Annotated in this window: 19 protein-coding genes and 2 tRNA genes; 3 read left to right on the forward strand and 18 right to left on the reverse strand. The window is 62.4% G+C overall.

What is annotated here, in order from left to right:
* Nucleotides 1-94: 94 nt before the first annotated feature.
* The 14 genes from GTW25_RS06715 to GTW25_RS06780 all read right to left on the reverse strand — a co-directional run bounded on the left by GTW25_RS06715 (nt 95) and on the right by GTW25_RS06780 (nt 16,196).
* Nucleotides 95-1,327 (reverse strand): peptidoglycan DD-metalloendopeptidase family protein, encoded by a 1,233-nt coding sequence (locus tag GTW25_RS06715; protein WP_308206231.1) that lies wholly within the window; start codon nt 1,325-1,327, stop codon nt 95-97.
* Between the two features lie 156 nt (nt 1,328-1,483).
* Nucleotides 1,484-2,134, reverse strand: a complete 651-nt coding sequence (locus tag GTW25_RS06720) for a protein-L-isoaspartate(D-aspartate) O-methyltransferase (protein WP_252911177.1) — start codon at nt 2,132-2,134, stop codon at nt 1,484-1,486.
* Entirely contained in the window at nt 2,134-2,892 is a 759-nt protein-coding gene (gene surE / locus GTW25_RS06725) for a 5'/3'-nucleotidase SurE (protein ID WP_252911178.1), read from the reverse strand. The genes GTW25_RS06720 and surE overlap by 1 nt, the downstream gene beginning before the upstream one ends.
* 11 nt (nt 2,893-2,903) lie before the next feature.
* Nucleotides 2,904-4,208, reverse strand: coding sequence for a serine--tRNA ligase (gene serS, locus GTW25_RS06730; RefSeq protein WP_252911179.1), 1,305 nt, complete (start codon nt 4,206-4,208; stop codon nt 2,904-2,906).
* Between the two features lie 57 nt (nt 4,209-4,265).
* Complete coding sequence (tatC, locus tag GTW25_RS06735; RefSeq protein ID WP_252911180.1) at nt 4,266-5,093, reverse strand: twin-arginine translocase subunit TatC; 828 nt, start codon at nt 5,091-5,093, stop codon at nt 4,266-4,268.
* Nucleotides 5,090-5,695 carry a Sec-independent protein translocase protein TatB gene (tatB, locus tag GTW25_RS06740; RefSeq protein WP_252911181.1) on the reverse strand — a complete coding sequence of 202 codons (606 nt, stop codon included), beginning with the start codon at nt 5,693-5,695 and terminating at the stop codon, nt 5,090-5,092. The genes tatC and tatB overlap by 4 nt, the downstream gene beginning before the upstream one ends.
* A gap of 130 nt (nt 5,696-5,825) precedes the next feature.
* Nucleotides 5,826-6,053 carry a twin-arginine translocase TatA/TatE family subunit gene (locus tag GTW25_RS06745; RefSeq protein WP_252911182.1) on the reverse strand — a complete coding sequence of 76 codons (228 nt, stop codon included), beginning with the start codon at nt 6,051-6,053 and terminating at the stop codon, nt 5,826-5,828.
* Nucleotides 6,054-6,088: 35 nt separating this feature from the next.
* Nucleotides 6,089-7,186: an ABC transporter ATP-binding protein gene (locus GTW25_RS06750; protein WP_252911444.1), complete on the reverse strand. Its 1,098-nt coding sequence runs from the start codon at nt 7,184-7,186 to the stop codon at nt 6,089-6,091.
* A 47-nt stretch (nt 7,187-7,233) separates the two neighbouring features.
* Nucleotides 7,234-7,950, reverse strand: coding sequence for an SMC-Scp complex subunit ScpB (gene scpB / locus GTW25_RS06755; RefSeq protein ID WP_252911183.1), 717 nt, complete (start codon nt 7,948-7,950; stop codon nt 7,234-7,236).
* Between the two features lies 1 nt (nt 7,951).
* A complete protein-coding gene (locus GTW25_RS06760) occupies nt 7,952-8,725 on the reverse strand; it encodes a segregation and condensation protein A (protein ID WP_372493086.1) in 774 nt (257 codons plus the stop codon).
* Between the two features lie 44 nt (nt 8,726-8,769).
* Entirely contained in the window at nt 8,770-9,783 is a 1,014-nt protein-coding gene (nagZ, locus tag GTW25_RS06765; protein ID WP_252911184.1) for a beta-N-acetylhexosaminidase, read from the reverse strand.
* An 83-nt stretch (nt 9,784-9,866) separates the two neighbouring features.
* Complete coding sequence (locus GTW25_RS06770; RefSeq protein WP_252911185.1) at nt 9,867-13,073, reverse strand: SPOR domain-containing protein; 3,207 nt, start codon at nt 13,071-13,073, stop codon at nt 9,867-9,869.
* A gap of 104 nt (nt 13,074-13,177) precedes the next feature.
* Complete coding sequence (argS, locus tag GTW25_RS06775; RefSeq protein WP_252911186.1) at nt 13,178-14,932, reverse strand: arginine--tRNA ligase; 1,755 nt, start codon at nt 14,930-14,932, stop codon at nt 13,178-13,180.
* A gap of 64 nt (nt 14,933-14,996) precedes the next feature.
* A complete protein-coding gene (locus tag GTW25_RS06780; protein WP_372493073.1) occupies nt 14,997-16,196 on the reverse strand; it encodes a deoxyguanosinetriphosphate triphosphohydrolase in 1,200 nt (399 codons plus the stop codon).
* 69 nt (nt 16,197-16,265) lie between these two features.
* Between GTW25_RS06780 and GTW25_RS06785 the strand changes: the two genes are divergently transcribed.
* Both GTW25_RS06785 and xth read left to right on the forward strand, forming a co-directional pair.
* Nucleotides 16,266-16,616: a HesB/IscA family protein gene (locus GTW25_RS06785; RefSeq protein ID WP_252911187.1), complete on the forward strand. Its 351-nt coding sequence runs from the start codon at nt 16,266-16,268 to the stop codon at nt 16,614-16,616.
* Entirely contained in the window at nt 16,617-17,417 is an 801-nt protein-coding gene (gene xth / locus GTW25_RS06790; protein WP_252911188.1) for an exodeoxyribonuclease III, read from the forward strand.
* Nucleotides 17,418-17,469: 52 nt separating this feature from the next.
* On the opposite strand, the gene GTW25_RS06795 is transcribed toward xth, so the two are convergent.
* Nucleotides 17,470-18,417 carry a bile acid:sodium symporter family protein gene (locus GTW25_RS06795; protein WP_252911189.1) on the reverse strand — a complete coding sequence of 316 codons (948 nt, stop codon included), beginning with the start codon at nt 18,415-18,417 and terminating at the stop codon, nt 17,470-17,472.
* A 155-nt stretch (nt 18,418-18,572) separates the two neighbouring features.
* Between GTW25_RS06795 and GTW25_RS06800 the strand changes: the two genes are divergently transcribed.
* Nucleotides 18,573-18,836: a hypothetical protein gene (locus GTW25_RS06800; RefSeq protein ID WP_252911190.1), complete on the forward strand. Its 264-nt coding sequence runs from the start codon at nt 18,573-18,575 to the stop codon at nt 18,834-18,836.
* A 137-nt stretch (nt 18,837-18,973) separates the two neighbouring features.
* Here GTW25_RS06800 and GTW25_RS06805 read toward each other — a convergent pair whose 3' ends face one another.
* From GTW25_RS06805 to GTW25_RS06815, 3 genes are all read right to left on the reverse strand, one after another.
* Nucleotides 18,974-19,204 (reverse strand): hypothetical protein, encoded by a 231-nt coding sequence (locus GTW25_RS06805; protein ID WP_252911191.1) that lies wholly within the window; start codon nt 19,202-19,204, stop codon nt 18,974-18,976.
* A gap of 98 nt (nt 19,205-19,302) precedes the next feature.
* Nucleotides 19,303-19,376 (reverse strand) — tRNA-Gly (locus GTW25_RS06810).
* Between the two features lie 35 nt (nt 19,377-19,411).
* Nucleotides 19,412-19,496, reverse strand: a tRNA-Tyr gene (locus tag GTW25_RS06815).
* Between the last annotated feature and the right edge of the window lie 9 nt (nt 19,497-19,505).

Raw genomic sequence — 19,505 nt, forward strand, 5'->3', positions numbered from 1 at the left:
CATGCGTAAAAACAGATAAATGCCCGCCCCGCAAGCGGGACGGGCAGACGCAATCTGGACTGGAGAACATTAGACCGCGTCGTATGCGGTCTTGTTATTCGAGATAGCCGGCCGGGTTCACGGGGCTCGAGTCCTTGCGAACTTCAAAACGCAGCTTCGGCGCATCCGCATTGCCGCTCATGCCGGACGTTGCGATCTGCTGACCGCGCGTGACCTTTTCGCCGCGTGCGACTTTCAGGTCGCTGGCATGGCCGTAGACCGTGACCAGCCCGTCATCGTGGCGCACGAGTACGGTATTGCCGAATTCCTTCAGGCCGTCGCCGGCATAGATGACGACGCCGTTTTCGGCGGCCATGACCGGCGTGCCCTGCGGCACGGAGATATCGATGCCGTCACCACTGGCTCCGGAGCCGAAATTGGAGATGACGCGGCCGCGGACCGGCCAGCGCATCTTTGCGACGCCGGTGGCGTTCGGCGCCGCGGCGGCCGCGGTGTCGCGCGCTGCCGATTCGATCGATGGAGCTGCCGCCGATGGCGCGTAAGCCGCTTCCTGCGCTTGTTCAGTCGTCGTCGACGGCTGCTGCGGAGCGGGCATGGACGCTGTCTGAACGGGATCCGTGCGCTGCGGCGGCGTGCTTGCTACCTGCGTGGTCGCCGACTGCGAACCGCCCGCCGGAATGGTCAGGGACTGTCCGATGCGGATCAGGCCGCTGTCGAGATTGTTGGCACGCTTGATCGCGTCGGCGCTGACGCCGGTGCGCCGTGAAATGGCGGACAATGTGTCACCCGAAACCACCGTATAGGACGAACCGCTCCCCGATGCACCCGGCGCGGGCGACGCCTGCGGCTGCTGGAGCGTATTTGCCTGATTCACGTTCGGCGTCTGCGGCAGCACCGCGACCTGGCTTTGGCCGGGCTGCGTCGGCGCCGGCAACCCGTTAGATGCCGGCTGCATCGGCGCGGGCTGGTTCACCTGCGGAGCGGCGACGTTCTGCTGGCCGGACGGAGGCGCAAGCGTCGAGCGGGCAACCTGCGAATCACCTGCCGGCTGGCCCGAATACATCGGCTGCTGCTGATAGACCGGCTGCTGAGGCTGCTGAGCGGCATAGACGGGCTGGCCACCTTGAACGTTGGCCTGGGGCACCGGAGCGGCACGGCCGCCATTCTGCGCAACCGAACCGGTATAGGTCTGGTCGACATTGCCCGGATAGGGCTGGGAGACCGGGGCGACTGCCGCCGTCTGCGGCGATGAACTGGTAAACAGCGAATCCTGAAACCGCTGGACATTGGAACTGCAGCCTGCGGCAACCCCGCCGATTGCAGCCACTGCGGCGCTGCGCAGAAGTATCCGTCGCGTCTGATGAGAAAGGCCGAAGCACATGGCAGAACCCGCAATTACCCAATACCAACTGTCTGGATTAAAGCGCGTTAATCTTACTGCCGGGTTAAATTCCGCGGCTTATTTGCGGCGATTTGCAGGAAATCAGATAGAGGCGGCAACGCCCTTCACGATCGGCTGAAAACGAACACGTCCGATATCCTCGCGCTCGAAACGGCTTCCGACCTTGGTCAGCCGCGCCAATGCCTGTTCATCTTCCGCCGGGCCGATTGCGGCCACCATCACGCCGTTCGAGGACAATTGATCCACGAAATGACGCGGCAGCGCATCGAACGAACACCAGGCGATGATTCGATCGAACGGGCCTTCGATCGCGACATCAGCCAGCCCGTCCGCATGCCGCACGATGCCGTTGTGCAGGCCCAGCGTTTCCAGCCGGCCCAGCGCCTGCTCGGCGAGTGTCTTGTAGCGCTCGAGCGAAAACACCCTGCCAGCGATTCGCGCCATGACGGCGGCCGTATAGCCTGACCCGGTTCCGATTTCGCAGACCCGCTGCCCCGACTGGAGACCGAGCGCCGAGAGGCACTGCGCCTGGAGATCGATGCCCTCGATCGTCTCGCCGCATTCGATCGGCACCATCCGGCGTGACCAGGCATCATCGCGCCATTGGTCCGGTACGAAATTCTGGCGCGGCGTCGCCTCTATGGCGGCGATCAATTCGCGACCGGTGATGCCGAGCGCGCGTGCGCGCAGGAGGAAAGCGGCGAAACCCTCGCGCTCGGTCGAATCGTTCATTACGCGAGCGCCTTCTTCAACTGGTCCTTCACCTCGTTCGCGGTGAGATCGAGATGGAGCGGCGTGACCGAGATGTGCTGATCGCGAAGCGCGGCCAGATCGGTTCCTTCACGGATTTCCGAAGGCTCGCGGCCGAACCGCAGCCAATAATAGGGAAAGCCGCGTCCGTCCCGGCGCTTGTCGAGCCACAGCCCATGAACGCGCTTGCCCTGATTGGTCACGAGCGTTCCCTTGACCTCATCGGGCGGGCAGTTCGGGAAATTGATGTTGAGGAAAATACCGGGCTGAATGCCTGCGTCGAGCACCCGTTTCAGGATTGCAGGCGCATGCCTTTCCGCCGTCTCCCAGTAAAGCGTGCGCCCCTCTTCGGTGACGTTGTAGCCCTGGCTGAGCGCGATCGAGGGGATGCCGAGCAGCGTTCCCTCCATCGCGCCGGCGACGGTGCCCGAATAGGTCACGTCATCCGCGACATTCGCCCCGGAATTGACGCCCGACAAGACGAGGTCCGGCGGCTCGGGCAGAATCTCGCGCACGCCCATGATGACGCAGTCCGTCGGCGTTCCCCGCACGGCGAAATGCCGGTCGGAAATCTTGCGCATACGCAAGGGCTCCGACAGGGACAGCGAATGCGCGAACCCCGATTGGTCGGTCTCGGGCGCGACGGTCCACACATCGTCGGAAAGTTGCCCCGCGATCCGCTCCAGAACCTTCAACCCTTCGGCGTGTATGCCGTCGTCATTGGTGAGCAGAATACGCAAGGCAGTCTCCTTTATCGATTTCCGATCTTTTCCAGCCCGCCCATATAAGGACGCAAAGCTTGCGGGACCGTGACGGTGCCGTCCTCGTTCTGATAATTTTCGATCACGGCGATCAGCGCGCGCCCGACGGCCGTGCCCGAACCGTTCAGCGTGTGGACGAAACCGACGCCCTTGCCATCCGCCTTGCGGTAGCGCGCATTCATGCGCCGCGCCTGGAAATCGCCGCAGACCGAGCAGGACGAAATCTCGCGATAGGTGTCCTGTCCCGGCAGCCAGACCTCGATGTCGTAGGTCTTGCGCGCGCCGAACCCCATGTCGCCCGTGCAAAGCGTCACGGTGCGGAACGGCAGTTCCAGGCGCTTCAGCACCATTTCGGCGCATTCCGTCATGCGCTCGTGCTCGGCAATGGATGCGTCAGGTGCAGTGATCGAAACCAGTTCGACCTTGTAGAACTGGTGCTGGCGCAGCATGCCGCGCGTGTCGCGGCCTGCCGATCCGGCCTCGGAGCGGAAGCACGGCGTCAGCGCGGTGTAGCGCAGCGGCAGCCTGTCATTGGCGAGGATTTCCTCACGCACGAGATTGGTGAGCGAAACTTCGGCGGTTGGAATGAGGCCGAGCCTGCCCTCGCCATGCGGCGTGAAAAACAGATCATCGCCAAACTTCGGTAACTGGCCTGTCCCGAACAGCACCTCGTCGCGCACGAGAAGCGGCGGCAGGACCTCGGTATAGCCATGCTCGGTCGTGTGCAGGTCGAGCATGAACTGGCCGAGCGCCCGGTCGAGCCGGGCGATCTCGCCGGACAGCACGGTGAAACGTGAGCCGGAAAGCTTCGCGGCACGCTCGAAATCCATCTGGCCCCAAGCCTCGCCAATCTCGAAATGCTCGCGCGTCCAGTTGGATTTGCGCTTGCCCTCGCCGACGCGGCGGACCTCGACGTTGTCGGCCTCGTCCTTGCCGAGCGGCACGTCGTCCAGCGGGATATTGGGCAGCACGGCCAGCGCGTCATGCAGCTTGGCGTCGAGATCGCGTTCGGTCGCCTCGCCGTTCTGCACGAAACTCTTGATGTCGGCGACTTCGGCCTTGAGCCTGTCCGCAAGCACCATGTCGCCCGAGCGCATCGCATTGCCGATCTCTTTCGAGGCGGCGTTGCGACGCTCCTGCTTTTCCTGAAGGGTGACGAGATGGGCGCGGCGCGCCTCGTCATGTGCGATGATCCCGTCGACCGTGCGGTCGGCCTCGTCCTTCGTCCAGTTGCGCTTGACGAGCGCTGCGGCGAGCGCTTCCGGCTTCTCGCGAATCCATTTGATATCGAGCATTTCAGGTCGTCCCGGTGGTCGGTTTGGGACTGGCCGCGACAGGCTGCGCCAACTGCGTCAGGCCTCGGAGGATGCGGCCTCCGCCGCTTCGCGGGCGATGCGTTCCTGTTCGCGCGTGCGCTCGATCCGGCGGACAATCCAGATGGAGACCTCGTAGAGAAGGATGGTCGGCAGTGCAAGACCGATCTGGCTGATCGGATCGGGCGGCGTGATCACGGCCGCGACGACGAAGGCAGCGACGATCATCAGCTTGCGTTTGTCCACCAGCGCCTGCGCCGAAAGAAGCCCGACGCGGGCCATCAGCGTCGTCACGACGGGCAACTGGAACACCAGCCCGAATGCGAAGATCAGCGTCATGATGAGGCTGAGATATTCCGACACGCGCGGCAGGAGCGAAATCTGGATCTCCTGCCCCGGCCCGACCTGCTGCATCGACAGGAAGAACCACATGACCATGGGCGTGAAGAAGAAATATACCAGTGCCGCCCCCATCAGAAACAGGATGGGCGATGCAACAAGAAACGGCAGAAAGGCCGAACGCTCGTTCTTGTAGAGACCGGGAGCAACGAATTTGTAGAGCTGCGTCGCGATCAGCGGAAAGGCGAGAACCATGCCGCCGAACATGCCGATCTTGATCTGCGTGAAGAAGAATTCCTGCGGCGCGGTGTAGATCAAATCCACCTGATCGGGATTGAACCCGGCCCATTCCGTCGCCCACTGAAACGGGACGACGAGCAGGATGAACAGTTCGCGCGCGAAGAAGAAGCAGACGAGAAAGGCGATGAAGAAGCCGATGAGAGCGCGGATAAGACGCGAACGCAGCTCGATGAGATGATCGAGCAAAGGAGCGGAGCTTTCCTCCAAATCGGTGTCCGGCTTGCTCACTTGTCCGCCTTCGCCTTTGCGGCGGCGGACTTTGTCGCCGTCGCCTTTACAGTTGTCGTCTTTTTCGCCGCAGGCGCGGCCTTCGGCTTCGCGCTGGCCGCATGCTTGGCGGCTACGCCATTTGCCTTGGCCGGTGCTTTGCGGGGCGGCTTGGCCGCCTTCACCGGTTCACCAGTAGCTTTCGCGGGAATGTCGGGTTTCGAGGCCAGACCTTCGGGGAGCGCGGCGGCACCTGCCTTTTGCGGCTCGGCCGGCTGCGGTGTCGATGCGGGCTTTTCCGCCGAGATCGGGGTGGCCGGCTTCATCGCCTTGTCGACGCCGGCGCGCACGTCTTTGGCGGCCTGCTCCATCGGGTTCAGCGCCTTGCGGATTTCGGACGCCGGATTGAGCTTGCGTGCGTCATCGGCCAGCGACTTCAAATCGTCGAGCTCGGCTTCCTTGAGCGCCTCGTCGAACTGCTTTCGGAAATCGCCCGCCATGGAGCGGACCTTCGACATCGTCTTGCCGAAGCTGCGAAGGACGCGCGGCAAATCCTTCGGGCCGACGACCACGATCAGAACGATCGCGATGATCAGGATTTCGGACCAGCTCAAATCGAACATCACTCATTTCCGTGTCAGGGACACAGCCCTTCGATCGCCTTGCGCCGGCCTGGGCGCAAGGAGGCAAGCAGCTTCGCTCGGGCATAGGACGGAAAGGCTGCTGCCCGTTCCGAACGTCGCCCGCCGGCGATCAGGACGAGGTCTTGCCGACCTTGTCCTTCGCGACAGGCTCAACCGGCTCGTCGGCGCGATGATCGAGCGTCTTGGTGCCGACCGGTTCGTCGTCCGCCATGCCCTTCTTGAAGCTCTTGATGCCCTTGGCCATGTCGCCCATCAGTTCGGGAATCTTGCCGCGTCCGAAAAGAAGAAGGACGACGACAAGCACGATGAGCCAGTGCCAAACGGAAAAACTACCCATGTTCACTCTCTTTCGAACATTCGTTCGTTATCGACTTATGCGTTTTCGGAGCGGCTTTCAAACACCAGAACGTCCGATACCCTGACATCGAGCCTGACATCCCGGCTACCCCGCGCCAATGCGCCGCAGCGAATTCGTGCGCGAACGGTCCGCTCGGCCCCCTGCACGGCCAGTTCAAGCAATTCCACCCCACCCAGGAACCGGCGTGATAGCACCCGAGCGGGCACTTCGCCAACGGTTTCCGACACGTCAAATGCAGAAAGACGTGTTGCCACGGACACTCTGGCACCATCCTGAAAGCCGTTTGCGTCAAAAATACCGATGGGCGTTTCGACCCTGCCGGACAGTGCGCGACTTTCAAAAATATTCAACTCGGAGAAAAAGCCGGCGGCGAACAGATTGACCGGCGTGTCGAACAATTCCTCTCCGGTTCCCGTCTGGACGAGTTCGCCATCCTTCAAGAGCGCGATGCGGTCGCCCATGCGCATCGCCTCCTCCGCATCGTGAGTGACCACGACGGCCGTGGAGCGGCTTTGACGCAAAATGGCAAGCGTTTCGGCCCGCACGGAATCCTTCAAACGCGAGTCGAGCCCCGAAAACGGTTCGTCCATCAACAAAACGCCCGGTCGCGGCGCGATTGCGCGGGCAAGCGCGACGCGCTGCTGCTCGCCGCCCGACAATGCGTGCGGATAGGAGGCCGCATAGGTTTCGAGCCCGACGCGCTCCAGCGCGATCAGGGCTTCGCGACGCGCCTCTTCCCGAGACAGTGCCGTCAGGCCGAACTTCACATTGTCGAGAATGGTCAGATGCGGAAACAGGGCGAAGTCCTGAAAGACCAGTCCGATCGATCGCTTCTCCGGGGGCACGAAGACGCCCGGCCCGCAGATGATGCGATCGTTGAGAAGCAGGCGGCCGCCGGTCGGTGTCTCAAGGCCCGCCGCGATGCGCAAAAGCGTCGTCTTGCCGGAACCGGACGGGCCGAGCAGGCACAGAACTTCCCCGGCTTCCGCCGCCAGAGAAACATTGCGCAGAACGGGTGCCGTCGGCGTGAAGTCATGCGATACGTTCTCGAAGGCAAGCCGTGCCGCAAAGGTCACGCCAGCCGTCACATGCCCGTTATGCTTGCGTTCCATCGTTTCAGACACCGGACCTCCGAAGCCGCGTTTCGCGGCGCTTCGGGTCAATCATCCTCGACCTTGGGTGTCAACAGGCCGAGTTCCTCAAGGTCGATATCGGTCAGCGGCTCTTCGTCCTCGCCGTAAAGGCCGGGGTCGGCCGGCGGTGTGGGAACCTGCAGACCTGCGGGCGGACGGGCCGACAGCAGCCCCGCCCCGCGCAATTCGTCCACCCCCGGAAGATCCCGGATTTCCGCCAATCCGAAATGGTCCAGAAATGCTTCGGTCGTGCCGTAGGTCACCGGTCGGCCCGGCGTCTTGCGACGCCCGCGCATACGCACCCACCCCGTTTCCAAAAGCGTATCGAGTGTGCCCTTGGCCGTCTCGACGCCGCGAATGTCTTCCATCTCTGCCCGCGTGACCGGCTGGTGATAGGCGACGATCGCCAGAACCTCGAGCGCGGCGCGCGACAATTTCCGCTCCCGCACCTCATCGCGTGCCAGAAGGAAGGACAGGTCGGCTGCCGTCCGGAACACCCATCCCTCGCCCACCCGCACGAGATTGACGCCGCGCATGGCATAAAGCTTCTGCAACTCTGAGAGCACGAGCGCGACATCCGTTTCCGGCGGAAGCTTTTCCGTCAGACGACGCATCGGCACGGGTTCGCTCGACGCGAAAATGAGCGCCTCGGCCATCCGAACGACCTGGAACAGATCCGGATCGGCGGCATTTCCGCCCGGCTGGGCCGAAAAGGCGATTACCTTGCCGGAGTTTCGATCCATCTCAGTTCGCCTTCGTCTTGAGATAGAGCGGAGCGAACGCGCCGTCCTGGCGCATCTGAAATGTGCCTTCCCGAACGAGTTCGAGCGTGGCGGCAAACGAACTGGCGATCGCTGTCCGGCGCTCCTGCGGCGCAATGGCATGTTCGATCAGAAAGCTATCGAGCGCGATCCAGTCGTCGAAACCGCCGATCAACCGAATCAGGATATCGCGCGCCTCCTTGAGCGACCAGACGCCCCGCTTTGCGACACGCACATTGGTCACTGCGGTCCGCTGGCGCTGCGAGGCGTATGCCGTCAAGAGATCGTAGAGTGACGCGGAATAGGTGCTTTCGCGGCGGATCGTGGTTCGCTCGGGCATGCCGCGCGCAAAAACGTCGCGCCCGAGGCGGTCGCGGTTCATGAGCCTTGCCGCCGCGCCCCGCATCGCTTCGAGGCGGCTCAGGCGGAACTGGAGAATGGCGGCGAGTTCGTCGCCGCTCTGGCCGTCGTCCGTTTTTTTGTGGGGAATGAGAAGCTTTGATTTCAGGAAGGCAAGCCAGGCGGCCATCACCAGATAGTCGGCCGCCAGCTCGATTCGCAGATGACGAGCGTGCGCGATGAACACCAGATATTGCTCGGCAAGCGCCAGAACGGAGATGCGCGCCAGATCGACTTTTTGCCCGCGCGCCAGATGAAGAAGAAGGTCGAGCGGACCTTCGAACCCGTCGACATCGACGACCAGAGCCGGTTCGGAAAGGGCACGACCACCCTCTTCCCAGAATTCCTCCAGGGGCAGTGGCGAGCCTGTTGCGGTCTTTTCCTTGACCAAATCCGTTCTTTCTAGACGGCGATCAGTCCCTCAAATTCCTGACGCAGATTTGCGTATTCCGCCCCTGCCTGTCTGTCGAGCGATTCGATGGCCCGAACCGCGCGCGCCTTTGCCAGACCGGCCAATACCGGAGCGGCCTGTGCGATCGGCTTCATCTCCGCCATGTCGCCATTGCAGTGAAGGACCATATCGCAGCCTGCCGCAAGCGACGAGCGGGTACGTGTGGCGAAATCCCCGGAAAGCGCCTTCATCGACAGATCGTCGCTCATCAAAAGCCCGTCGAAACCGATCTCTCCGCGAATGAATTCGCTGATGACGCGCGGCGACGTGGTCGCCGGATTACCGGCGTCGATGGCGGTATAGACGACATGGGCGGTCATGGCGGCGGGTGCGTCGCAAAGCGCCTTGAACGGCACGAAATCATGCCGGCGCAATTCGTCCAGCCCGGCGTCGACCACAGGAAGCGCATGGTGGCTGTCGGAAAAGGCGCGACCGTGGCCGGGTATGTGCTTGATCACGGGCATCACCCCGCCGGCAAGCAAACCTTCGGCGGCGGCCTTGCCGAGAATCGCGACGATTTCGGGATCGTGCGCATAGGCCCGGTCGCCGATCACGTCATGCGCACCCTCGACCGGTACATCGAGCACCGGAAGACAATCGGCGTTGATGCCGTACTGGATCAGGTCGAGCGCATGAAGACGCGACATCAGCCAGCTTGCACGGACGGCGGCTTCCCGATCCTGCGTGTAGATGCGTCCGAGCGTATCGGCCGGCGGATAATATCCGGCCAGCGGCGGCCGCAGGCGCTGAACGCGCCCGCCTTCCTGATCGATGAAGACCGGCGCATCGGGCCGCCCGACGCTCTCGCGCATCGACGCCACGAGATCGCGAATCTGATCCGGCTCCGACAGGTTTCGGGCGAACAGGATGAAACCCCAGGGTGCTTCATTGGCAAAGAACACCTGCTCATCACGCGACAAGACGGTGCCCGAGGCACCCAGAATCAGGGCTTTCGAATCGCTCATTGATCAACCATGACATGCAGATGCGGGGCGTCAATCATCGCCCCGCGTGAGAGACAGCCGGGCACGAAGCCCGGCTTGAGGGATTAGCGGGAAACGAAGCAGCTACCGCCCGCCGCCTTGTATTGCGTGCAAAGCTGCACGGCTTCGTCGCGCGTATTCGCCTGAATGCGCACCCGGTAGAAGGTGCCCATGCCATCGATCTCCGCGCGGACGATGTTTACGCCCCTGCCCTCCAGCACCGAAGCGTAGCGGCGCGCCAGATCCTGATAGGCTGTCTGCGCGCCTTCCGCCGAAGGCTGGGATGCGATCTGCATCGACCATTCGCCGGTATTCGTGGCGGCCGCTTCCGATTGCGCGACCGGTGCCGTCGTGGCGGGCTGTGCCGATGCGAGTTGCACCGGCGCCTGCGCCGCGCCGGACGCTTCCGGGCGCGCCTGCGGGCGGCTCGGCACGACTCCGACCGTGTCCGGCATAACCGGATCGTCCGGCAGGATTTCGCCCTGCAACGGCGCGATGGAACCGACCGGCTGCGCGTCCTCGACGCGCGGCAAACCGGGCGTCTGGCTTTGCGCCGAAAGCGCGGCATTGGCTTCGAGCTGTTCGAGCGTCGGCGCCGCGGGCACATCCTCGCGCGCCACCAGCGTACCGTCAGGGCGCACCACCATCGTACGGACGCGGCGCGGCGCGATCGATATGCCTTCGTCCTCCAGGGTTTCCGCCGCGCCGCCAAGGCGCTCGTCATTCTTCACTGAGGCCAGCATCGCATCGGCACCCGCATCATCCAGCATGGGAATTTCTTCCATGCCCACCATGGGAAAATCGTTCCCGACAGGCGGCGCGACGGCGGAGCGGACATCGAGCGGCTCCTCCGCCGACGTCATGAGTTCTTCCTGTCCGGCGCCGGGCGTGCCGGTCGCTCCGGTGGCACGCTGATAAGCCCGGCTGTCCTGGTTCGGAACCACCGCACCGCCGCGATTTTCAGGCCGCACGCGGACAGGATCGGAATCCGCCCGAACGATTACCGGAAGGCCATCGCTGGTCGGGCTGCCGGCCATGAAGTAGCCGAGACCACCCAGAAGCGCGACAGCCCCAACGCCGCCGAGGATGAAGTATTTGCGCCGCATGCCATCCTTCGGAGTCGGCGCATCGAGTGGTTCGGTGTCGGGATCGTAGTCGAAATCGACATCACCGAAATCATTGTCCGCCTGAGCCGACTGGGGCTCGTGGACATAGCCGTAATCGCCATCCGTGTACGATCCTTGCAGGGGGATCGTATCGGCTGACGACGCCGCCGGCGCGGACGCGGATACAGTATTCGCACTCTCTTCCTCGGGAGCGAGGCTGCCGAATGCCACGTCGAGTTCCGCCTCCAGATCGTCCGGCGAAAAGAGCGGCGCGACCTCCTCGGGCTGGGCGAGCTCGGGGATGTCGAGGTCGTCGACGATAGCCGTCGGCTGTTCATCGACCTCGACCGTCTCGATCTCCGGTGCGACCGGACGATCCGTCCGCGCCATGCCGAACAGCGGCGTTGCGGGCTGAACCGGCTCCGCCGTTCTGGCCGCCGAACCGCGCTCACCGCCGCCGAAACGGGCCATCGCGGCCGGCGCAAGGGCCGCAAGCATGGCAAGCGGACCCGTCTTCTTCGGGGCTACGGGTTCTTCGACGCGATCGCCATGCAAGGCATCCGGCGATTGCGTGTCGAAATCGTTCCACGAGTTTGATTCAGCCTTAACGGTCTCCCGATCGTTCGATTCGGGCAAATATTCTTCGGCCGAATCGAAGGCGACGTCGTCCAGATCAAGATCGAAGTCCAGATCGTCGGCAACCGGTTCATCTATGGGCTGAGAGGCCACCGGTTCCAGCGGAGCTTCGAACGATGCAGCGGAAAAGCTGTCGTCGTCCCCAAGAAGGGCGCCGAGTTCGTCTTCGAGGCTAAGCGGCTGCGGGGCCGGCTTCTGCTCCACCGCAGGTGCAGCGAAAACCTCTTCGTGCCGGATCGTCTCGACACTGGCAAATGTCTCAGGCGCGGCCGCCGGATAGACCGGCGCGGGGTCGGCATTGAGCCAGTTTTCGATGTCGCCGAGAATGTCGTCGTCGTCCGACACATCCCGGCGCAATTCAGGTTCACGCCATGCGGCAACGTCCTCACGCGGGGGGGCGACCGATTCTACGGGTCCCTCGACCTGCAGATCCGCCGCACTCCATGCGCCGCCGATCGCCGCATTACGATCGCTGGCGACGAAATCGTCCAGCCGATCGTCAGCGGGACCGGCCTGGAGCACGTCGTCATGCGCGAACGTATCCAGAGGCACGGCAGATTCCGGCGCACCCGTCTCGTTCAGATCGTCGGCAAAGGCGAAATCGAGATCGAAATCTTCGGCCGCCACAGCCTCGGCAGGCACCTCCGCGGCGAAGACCTCCGGCTGATCGTGCTCGCCTGTTTGAAGATCGAATTCAAATCGCTCGATGTCACTCGTCTGATCGTTCGGGTAGGAAGAATCCGCGAAAACAGTCTCTTCCGGTCGATCGAATTCGAACGCCGCAACCGGTTCTACAGGTTGTGCAAAGGCCGAATCTTCATCCGCGGCAAGAGGCTGCGTGTGGTCACCATCATCGAAGTCTTCAAACGCGAGGTCGAAATCATCGACCGCCGGTTCGGCAACGGAAACGCCTTCGTCGATCTCCGGCACCGCTGCGAAAAGCGCATGCGACCTAACGTCAAAATCGTCCGGCACGTCATCAACTTCGGCTTCGAAGGCTATTGGTGGCGCGACGAGGTCGTTCTGCGAACTATCAGCCGGCGAAAGCGGCAAATGCGGACCGTCATCATCCAGTTCCAGGTCGAAAGCCAGATCGAGATCGTCGGACAAATCATCACCTTGGCCCTCGAAGTCGATGGCCGGTGCGACCAGATCGTCCTGCGGCTCATTCGTGGCCGAAAGCGGCAGATCGTGTCCGTTGTCCTCGAGTTCGAGATCGAGCGACAGGTCGAGATCGCCGAACGCGTCGTCGTCGAAAGGCTCGTCATGAGCGGCCGGCTCGGGCGCTGCGTATTGCGGCTCCTGCGTCCAGTGATCGGCGACGGACGACTGAACCGGCACCACCGCATCGGCCTCATCGAGATCACCGAGCATCTCACGCTCGAGGTCGATGTCGAAATTCTCGTTTGCCGCAAGATCCGGTTCCGACTTCGAGGCGCGTGGAGCGTCCGCCATCCGCATCAGTTCGGCGAACGGATCATTGTCCAGAAAACCGGATTCGTCGGGTCGCTTGAAAGGATTGTCTGCCATGCCTTTTCCCGTACTCGCACTCGGTCGGACGCCGGCGACGTCTCAATGATCTTGGCCGCTACCAGCGCAATGTGGGCAAAAGGTGACGCCTTACGTTAAGGCAACTAGCGCATTTCCGCCGGCGCATCCGCGCCGACAAGCGCAAGTCCGGACGAAAGAACGTTGGACACCGCCTGCACCATTCCGAGCCTGGCACGCGTCAATTCTGGATCGTTAACCTTAACAAAGCGTAAGTCGTTATTATCGGTGCCCCGGTTCCAGTGTCCGTGGAACGCGCTCGCGAGGTCGTAGAGGTAAAAGGCGAGGCGATGCGGCTCCTGCGCCTGCGCGGCCTGCTCGACCACGCGCGGATATTCGACCAGCTTGCGGATCAGCGCCAGTTCGCCCTCGTCGGTCAGTCGGAAGCTTGCATCCTTCATCGCCTGCGGTTCGATCCAGTCCGTACCGAGCTGGTCCTGCGCCTGCCGGAAGACTGAATGGCAACGTGCCGAGGCGTATTGAACGTAGAAAACCGGATTGTCCTTCGATTTCTCCGTCACCTTGGCGAAGTCGAAATCAAGCGGCTCGGAACTCTTGCGATAAAGCATCATGAAACGGATGGCATCGCGCCCGACCTCGTCGACAACCTCGCGCAAGGTCACGAATTCCCCTGCCCGCTTCGACATGCGAACGGGCTCGCCGTCGCGCAGCAGCTTGACGAGCTGGCACAGAAGAACGGTCACTTCGAGTTCGTCCCCGGCGAGCGCCTTGGCAAGCGCTTCGAGCCGCTTCACATAGCCGCCATGGTCGGCGCCCAGAACGAAAACAAGCTCCTCGAATCCGCGCTGATACTTGTCCTTCATATAGGCGACGTCGGCCGCAAAATATGTGAACGCGCCGTCCGACTTGATCAGCGGCCGGTCGATGTCGTCGCCCACCGCTGTGGACTTGAACAGCGTCTGCTCGCGGTCTTCCCAGTCGTCGGGAAGCTGGCCCTTGGGCGGCGGCAGCTTGCCCTTGTAGACGTGGCCCTTGAGCGTCAAATCATTGATGGCCGACAGGATCGCCCCGCCGTTGCCGCCATGCAGGCTGCGCTCGGAAAAGAACACGTCGTGATGGACGTTGAGAGCAGCAAGATCGTCGCGGATCATCGCCATCATGGCGTTGATAGTCCGGTCCTTGACGATGCCAAGCGCATCCCCGCTCGGCATTTCGAGAAGCTTCGAGCCGAACTCAGCCGCGAGCGCCTGCCCGACCGGAACCAGATAGTCGCCCGGATAAAGCCCTGCCGGTATCTCGCCGATCTTCTCGCCGAGCGCTTCGCGGTAGCGCAGCATGACCGATTGCGCCACCACGTCGATCTGCGCGCCGGCATCGTTGATGTAATATTCCTTGGTCACGTCATAACCGGCAAAAGCCAGCATATTGGCCAGCGCATCGCCGACGACCGCACCGCGGCAATGGCCGACATGCATCGGCCCGGTCGGGTTCGCCGAGACATACTCGACATTGACCTTGCGCTTCGCCCCGATCGTCGAACGGCCGTAATCGCCGCCGCCGTCGAGAATCTCGCCGAGGCGCTTTTGCCAGAACTCGTCATCGAGGCGCAGATTGACGAAGCCGGGACCGGCGACGTCCACCGCCGCAACGTCCGGCTCGCCGCCCAGCGCCTCCGCCAAGCGTTCGGCCAGCGCGCGCGGGTTCGTCTTCGCCTGCTTGGCAAGCACCATCGCGGCGTTCGTCGCCAGATCGCCGTGGCTCGGATCGCGCGGCGGCTCGACGGTCACGCGCGAAAGATCGATGGCGCCGCCCTCGCCCTCAAGGTCGAAACCCTTCAGAATCTTCTCGATACGTGCGTTGAATTCGGCGAAAATGTTCATCGAAGGCAAATCTCGTGACGGGGAATGACAGGCCGCATCAGCGGCGGCGCGCTTGGCGGCGGCCCTAACGCAAATCGGGTGTACGGTCAAACAGGCGGCGGTGTTCACGCTGCGCATATGTGTCGGTCATGCCGGCGAGAAAATCGCCCACACGGCGCGCGCGCCCGGCCTCGTCGGTCGCGATATGATCGTTTCGCCAGTCCTCGGGCAGCGCCGCATCGTCTTCCATGTACCGGTCGAAGAGATCGCGCACGATCCGGTCGGCGTCAGCTCGCACATCCATGACGTCAGGATGCCGGTATAGGCATTTGTAAAGAAAGGACTTCAGCTCCGTTTCCGCCTTGCGCATAGCGGGCGAGAAGGTAACGAGCGTCTCGCCCGCTTCGTGCACGTCCAAGACGGATTGCGGCGCGATCCGCGCAAGATTGGCGCCGGCAGTCTCGATCACGTCCTCGACCATGAGCGTGATCTGCCGGCGCATCAGTTCATGCGCCGTGCGAACCGGGTCGAGCGTCGGATACTGATCACGCACGCCGTGCAATATATCCGCGCACAGCGGCACATCTTCCAGCATGTCGAGCGAGATCAGCCCGGCGCGAAGGCCGTCGTCGATATCGTGCGTGTCATAGGCGATGTCGTCCGCGATCGCCGCCGCCTGCGCCTCAAGCCCGGCATGACGGTCGAGTTCGAGATCGTGAAGGGCATTGTATTCGGCAATCGCAGGCGGGATGTCGCCGGTCAGTGGTCCGTTGTGCTTCACGAGGCCTTCGAGCGTCTCCCACGACAGGTTCAGTCCGTCGAATTGCGCATAGCGCCGCTCAAGTTCCGTGACGATCCGCAGGGACTGGGCATTGTGGTCGAAACCGCCCCAGGGTTTCATCTTGGCGTCGAGCGCATCCTCGCCCGTGTGTCCGAACGGCGTATGGCCGAAATCGTGGACGAGCGCGACCGCTTCGGCCAAGTCTTCGTCAAGACGCAGCGCACGCGCCAGTGCACGCGCGATCTGCGACACTTCGATCGTATGCGTCAGGCGCGTGCGGTAGTGGTCGCCCTCATGCGCGATAAAGACCTGCGTCTTGTGCTTCAGGCGGCGAAAGGCGGTCGAATGGATGATCCGGTCGCGGTCGCGCTGGAACGGTGTGCGTGTCGCGCTTTCGGGCTCTGGCACCAGCCGTCCGCGCGTGGCGGCCGGATCGGTGGCGTAGGAGGCGCGCGGCCGATAGCCGAAGCCGATCTCGCCGGCGTTCAATCGTTCGTCGCTCATGGCCGCTTTCGTTGACTTGTTCCCGCGCGCTTCATACCTATGGTGTGAATGCGAACGCAAGGTGACGCCATGGGCATCGACGCCGGAACGAACATGAAATCCGTGGAAGTGAGCGACGCCGCGATCAGGCGCGTGGCGGCGATTCTGGCCAAGGAGCCGGGAAAGTCGGCTCTGCGCGTCGCGGTCGAGGGCGGCGGCTGTTCGGGATTCTCCTATACATTCGATCTGGTCGAGGGGCAGAACGACGATGACGTCGTCATTGAGCGCGACGGTGGGCGGGTACTCATCGACGAGATTTCACTCGTCTATATGGGTGGTTCGGTCATCGATTTCGTCGATGATCTGATGGGCCAGTCCTTCCAGATCCGCAACCCGAACGCGGTTGCCTCCTGCGGCTGCGGCACGAGCTTCGCCATCTGAATGAAAATCGCGACCTGGAACATCAACGGCGTCAAGGCGCGCATCGACAACCTTTTGCATTGGCTAAGTGAAAGCCAGCCGGACATTGCCTGCCTGCAGGAAATCAAGTCGGTCGACGAGAACTTTCCCCGCCTGGAAATCGAGGCGCTGGGCTATCACGTCGAAACGCATGGCCAAAAGGGCTTCAACGGCGTTGCCATCCTCTCCAAGCTGCGATTCGACGAGGTCAATCGCGGCCTTGCCGGCGACGATGAGGATGTGCAGGCCCGCTTCATCGAAGGTGTCTTCTCGACCGAACGCGGCGCGCTGCGCGTCGTCTCGCTCTATCTGCCGAACGGAAATCCGGTCGATACACCCAAATTTCCCTATAAGCTCGGCTGGATGGAAAGACTGGAACGCTGGGCGCAGGCGCGGCTCGCGCTGGAGGAGCCGCTGGTGCTCGCCGGCGACTACAACGTCATCCCCGAGCCGCACGACGCACACCACCCCGAGCAATGGGTGAACGACGCGCTGTTCCAGCCGCAGACGCGGCAGTCCTTCCGACGCCTCGAAAATCTCGGCTTCACAGAAGCGTTCCGGGCCGTCAGCGACGACAAGGGCGCCTATTCCTTCTGGGACTACCAGGCCGGCGCGTGGCAGAAGAACAACGGCATCCGCATCGACCACCTGATGCTGTCGCCGGAAGCTGCCGGCCGCCTCGTCTCCTGCGATATCGAAAAGCACACCCGCGCATGGGAAAAGCCATCGGATCATGTGCCGGTGATGATCGATCTTGACATGGCACTGGCAAAAGCCGCCTGATCGATCTGAAATAACAAGAAGAACCCGCCTCGAAGGCGGGTTCTTCTTTTCCTCACTGCACTCGATCTTGCGGATCGTTCGGCACTTTCGACAGATAGTTCGCAAGCACCGCGCCGGAGATATTGTGCCAGACGCTGAAGATCGCGCTTGGCACGGCCGCAAGCGGCGAGAAATGCGCGCTGGCTAGTGCCGCGCCCAGTCCGCTGTTCTGCATTCCGACTTCAATGCTGATCGCTTTGCGCTTGGCCATCGACATACCGACGGATCGGCCCGCAAAGAAGCCGAGCAGATAGCCGATTCCGTTGTGAAGAACGACGACAGCGAAGATCATCAGGCCGGACGTTGCGATCGACGCCTGATTGACGGCAACGACAGCCGCAACGATCAGCACGATGCCGGCGACACTCACGAGCGGCAGGGCCGGAAGCGCGGCGCGCACGAGGCCCGGCGCGACTTTCTGGAGCGCGAAGCCCAGCGCAAGCGGGACGAGCACAACCTGAACGATGCTCAAGAACATGCTAGCCGCATTGACCGGCAGATACTGGCTCGCCAGCAGCCATACCAGGAAAGGCGTGACGACCGGCGCCATCAGCGTCGTGACGCTCGTACACGCAACGCTCAGCGCGATATCGCCGCGGCTGAGATAGGTCATCACATTGCTCGACGTACCGCCCGGGCAGCAGCCGACGAGGATCACGCCTGCCGCGACTTCCGGCGGCATGGGAATGATCATCGTCAGAACCAGTGCGATGAGCGGCATGATGAGGAATTGCGAGGCGACGCCGACGCCGACATCCAGCGGACGGCGCGCGACTTCGCGGAAATCGTCCAGCGACAATGTCAGGCCCATGCCGAACATGATGATACCGAGCAAGACGACGATATAGGGCGCTATGGGTGTGAAAATTGCCGGCAGGAAGAAGCCGAGAATGGCGAACAGGATGACCCACGCAGCAAATGTGCGACCGACAAAGGCCGAGAACGAGGCGACGATATTCATGAGAACTCCAATTGTCTGCGCGCGCAGTACCAATTGGTACGCAGTTCGACAAGCGAGTTTGCCTCATATTATTTCAGCGGAATACGGCCTCGGTGTAATGATCCGTCGCCATTCCGACATCTTACGCAACGTCACGATACATGGTATAATGAGCTATGATCGAAATGCTGGTCATCGCGGCAATGTCGACCGCTCCGATCGAGAGCGGCCAGCTTGATGGCGACTATACGCAGCGTCGCTACATCTGCCAGGCAAACGGCGAATTCTTCGATGAGGGCGAGAGCGCCTGCCTCGACATTCCCGGTGCGCCACGGCCTGCTCTGTGCAGCACCGTCCTCAACAATTCGGCATGGAGACCGCTAGAAGGCACATGCCGTCCCGGCGAGCCCGTACGGGCAACCACGGAACGCAACAACTGACCGGGCGCGTATGCAGCTAAAATCACCCATCGGCGAACCCGGCCCGCGGGACGACATTCCGCCGACCTGCCCGACAAAGACCATGGCCGCGGAAGCAGTGCAGCGATATCCTTCGGGAACAAAATTCGGCTGACTTTCTATGCTGAAAACGTAACGCTCACGCCGCGTTTGCGAAAATAAGACTGCATCATCTTGCGGCCCGAACGGTTGTTTTGTGCCAACCTGGCGGGGTCGAAAACGGCTTCCTTGGCACCTTCGCGAGCCAGCGCGCTCTTGAGAGCCGCTATATGTGCGTCGATATCGGCGTTGTCAGCTTGAAGCGACGCATAGATGTTGTCGGTTGCCTCAGCCACGGTCAGTTCGCTCAAGGTTTGTTCTCCTTCGATTCCTAAAAAGCCGGCTATCATAAAATGACCGGCCGACTTCCACGTCGACGAATAACTGTAAAGCGATCAAGATAAAAACTTGGAGCGGGTAGCGGGAATCGAACCCGCATATTCAGCTTGGAAGGCTGCTGCTCTACCATTGAGCTATACCCGCCTCTGGTGCAGGTTCGGCAGTTCGATGTGGGCCGGTGGTGGAGGGGGCTGGATTCGAACCAGCGTACGCATAGCGAACGGATTTACAGTCCGTCTCCTTTAACCACTCGGACACCCCTCCGTCAGACCA

It is taken from the genome of Aliihoeflea aestuarii, from assembly GCF_024105665.1.
Lineage (GTDB): Bacteria > Pseudomonadota > Alphaproteobacteria > Rhizobiales > Rhizobiaceae > Aliihoeflea > Aliihoeflea aestuarii.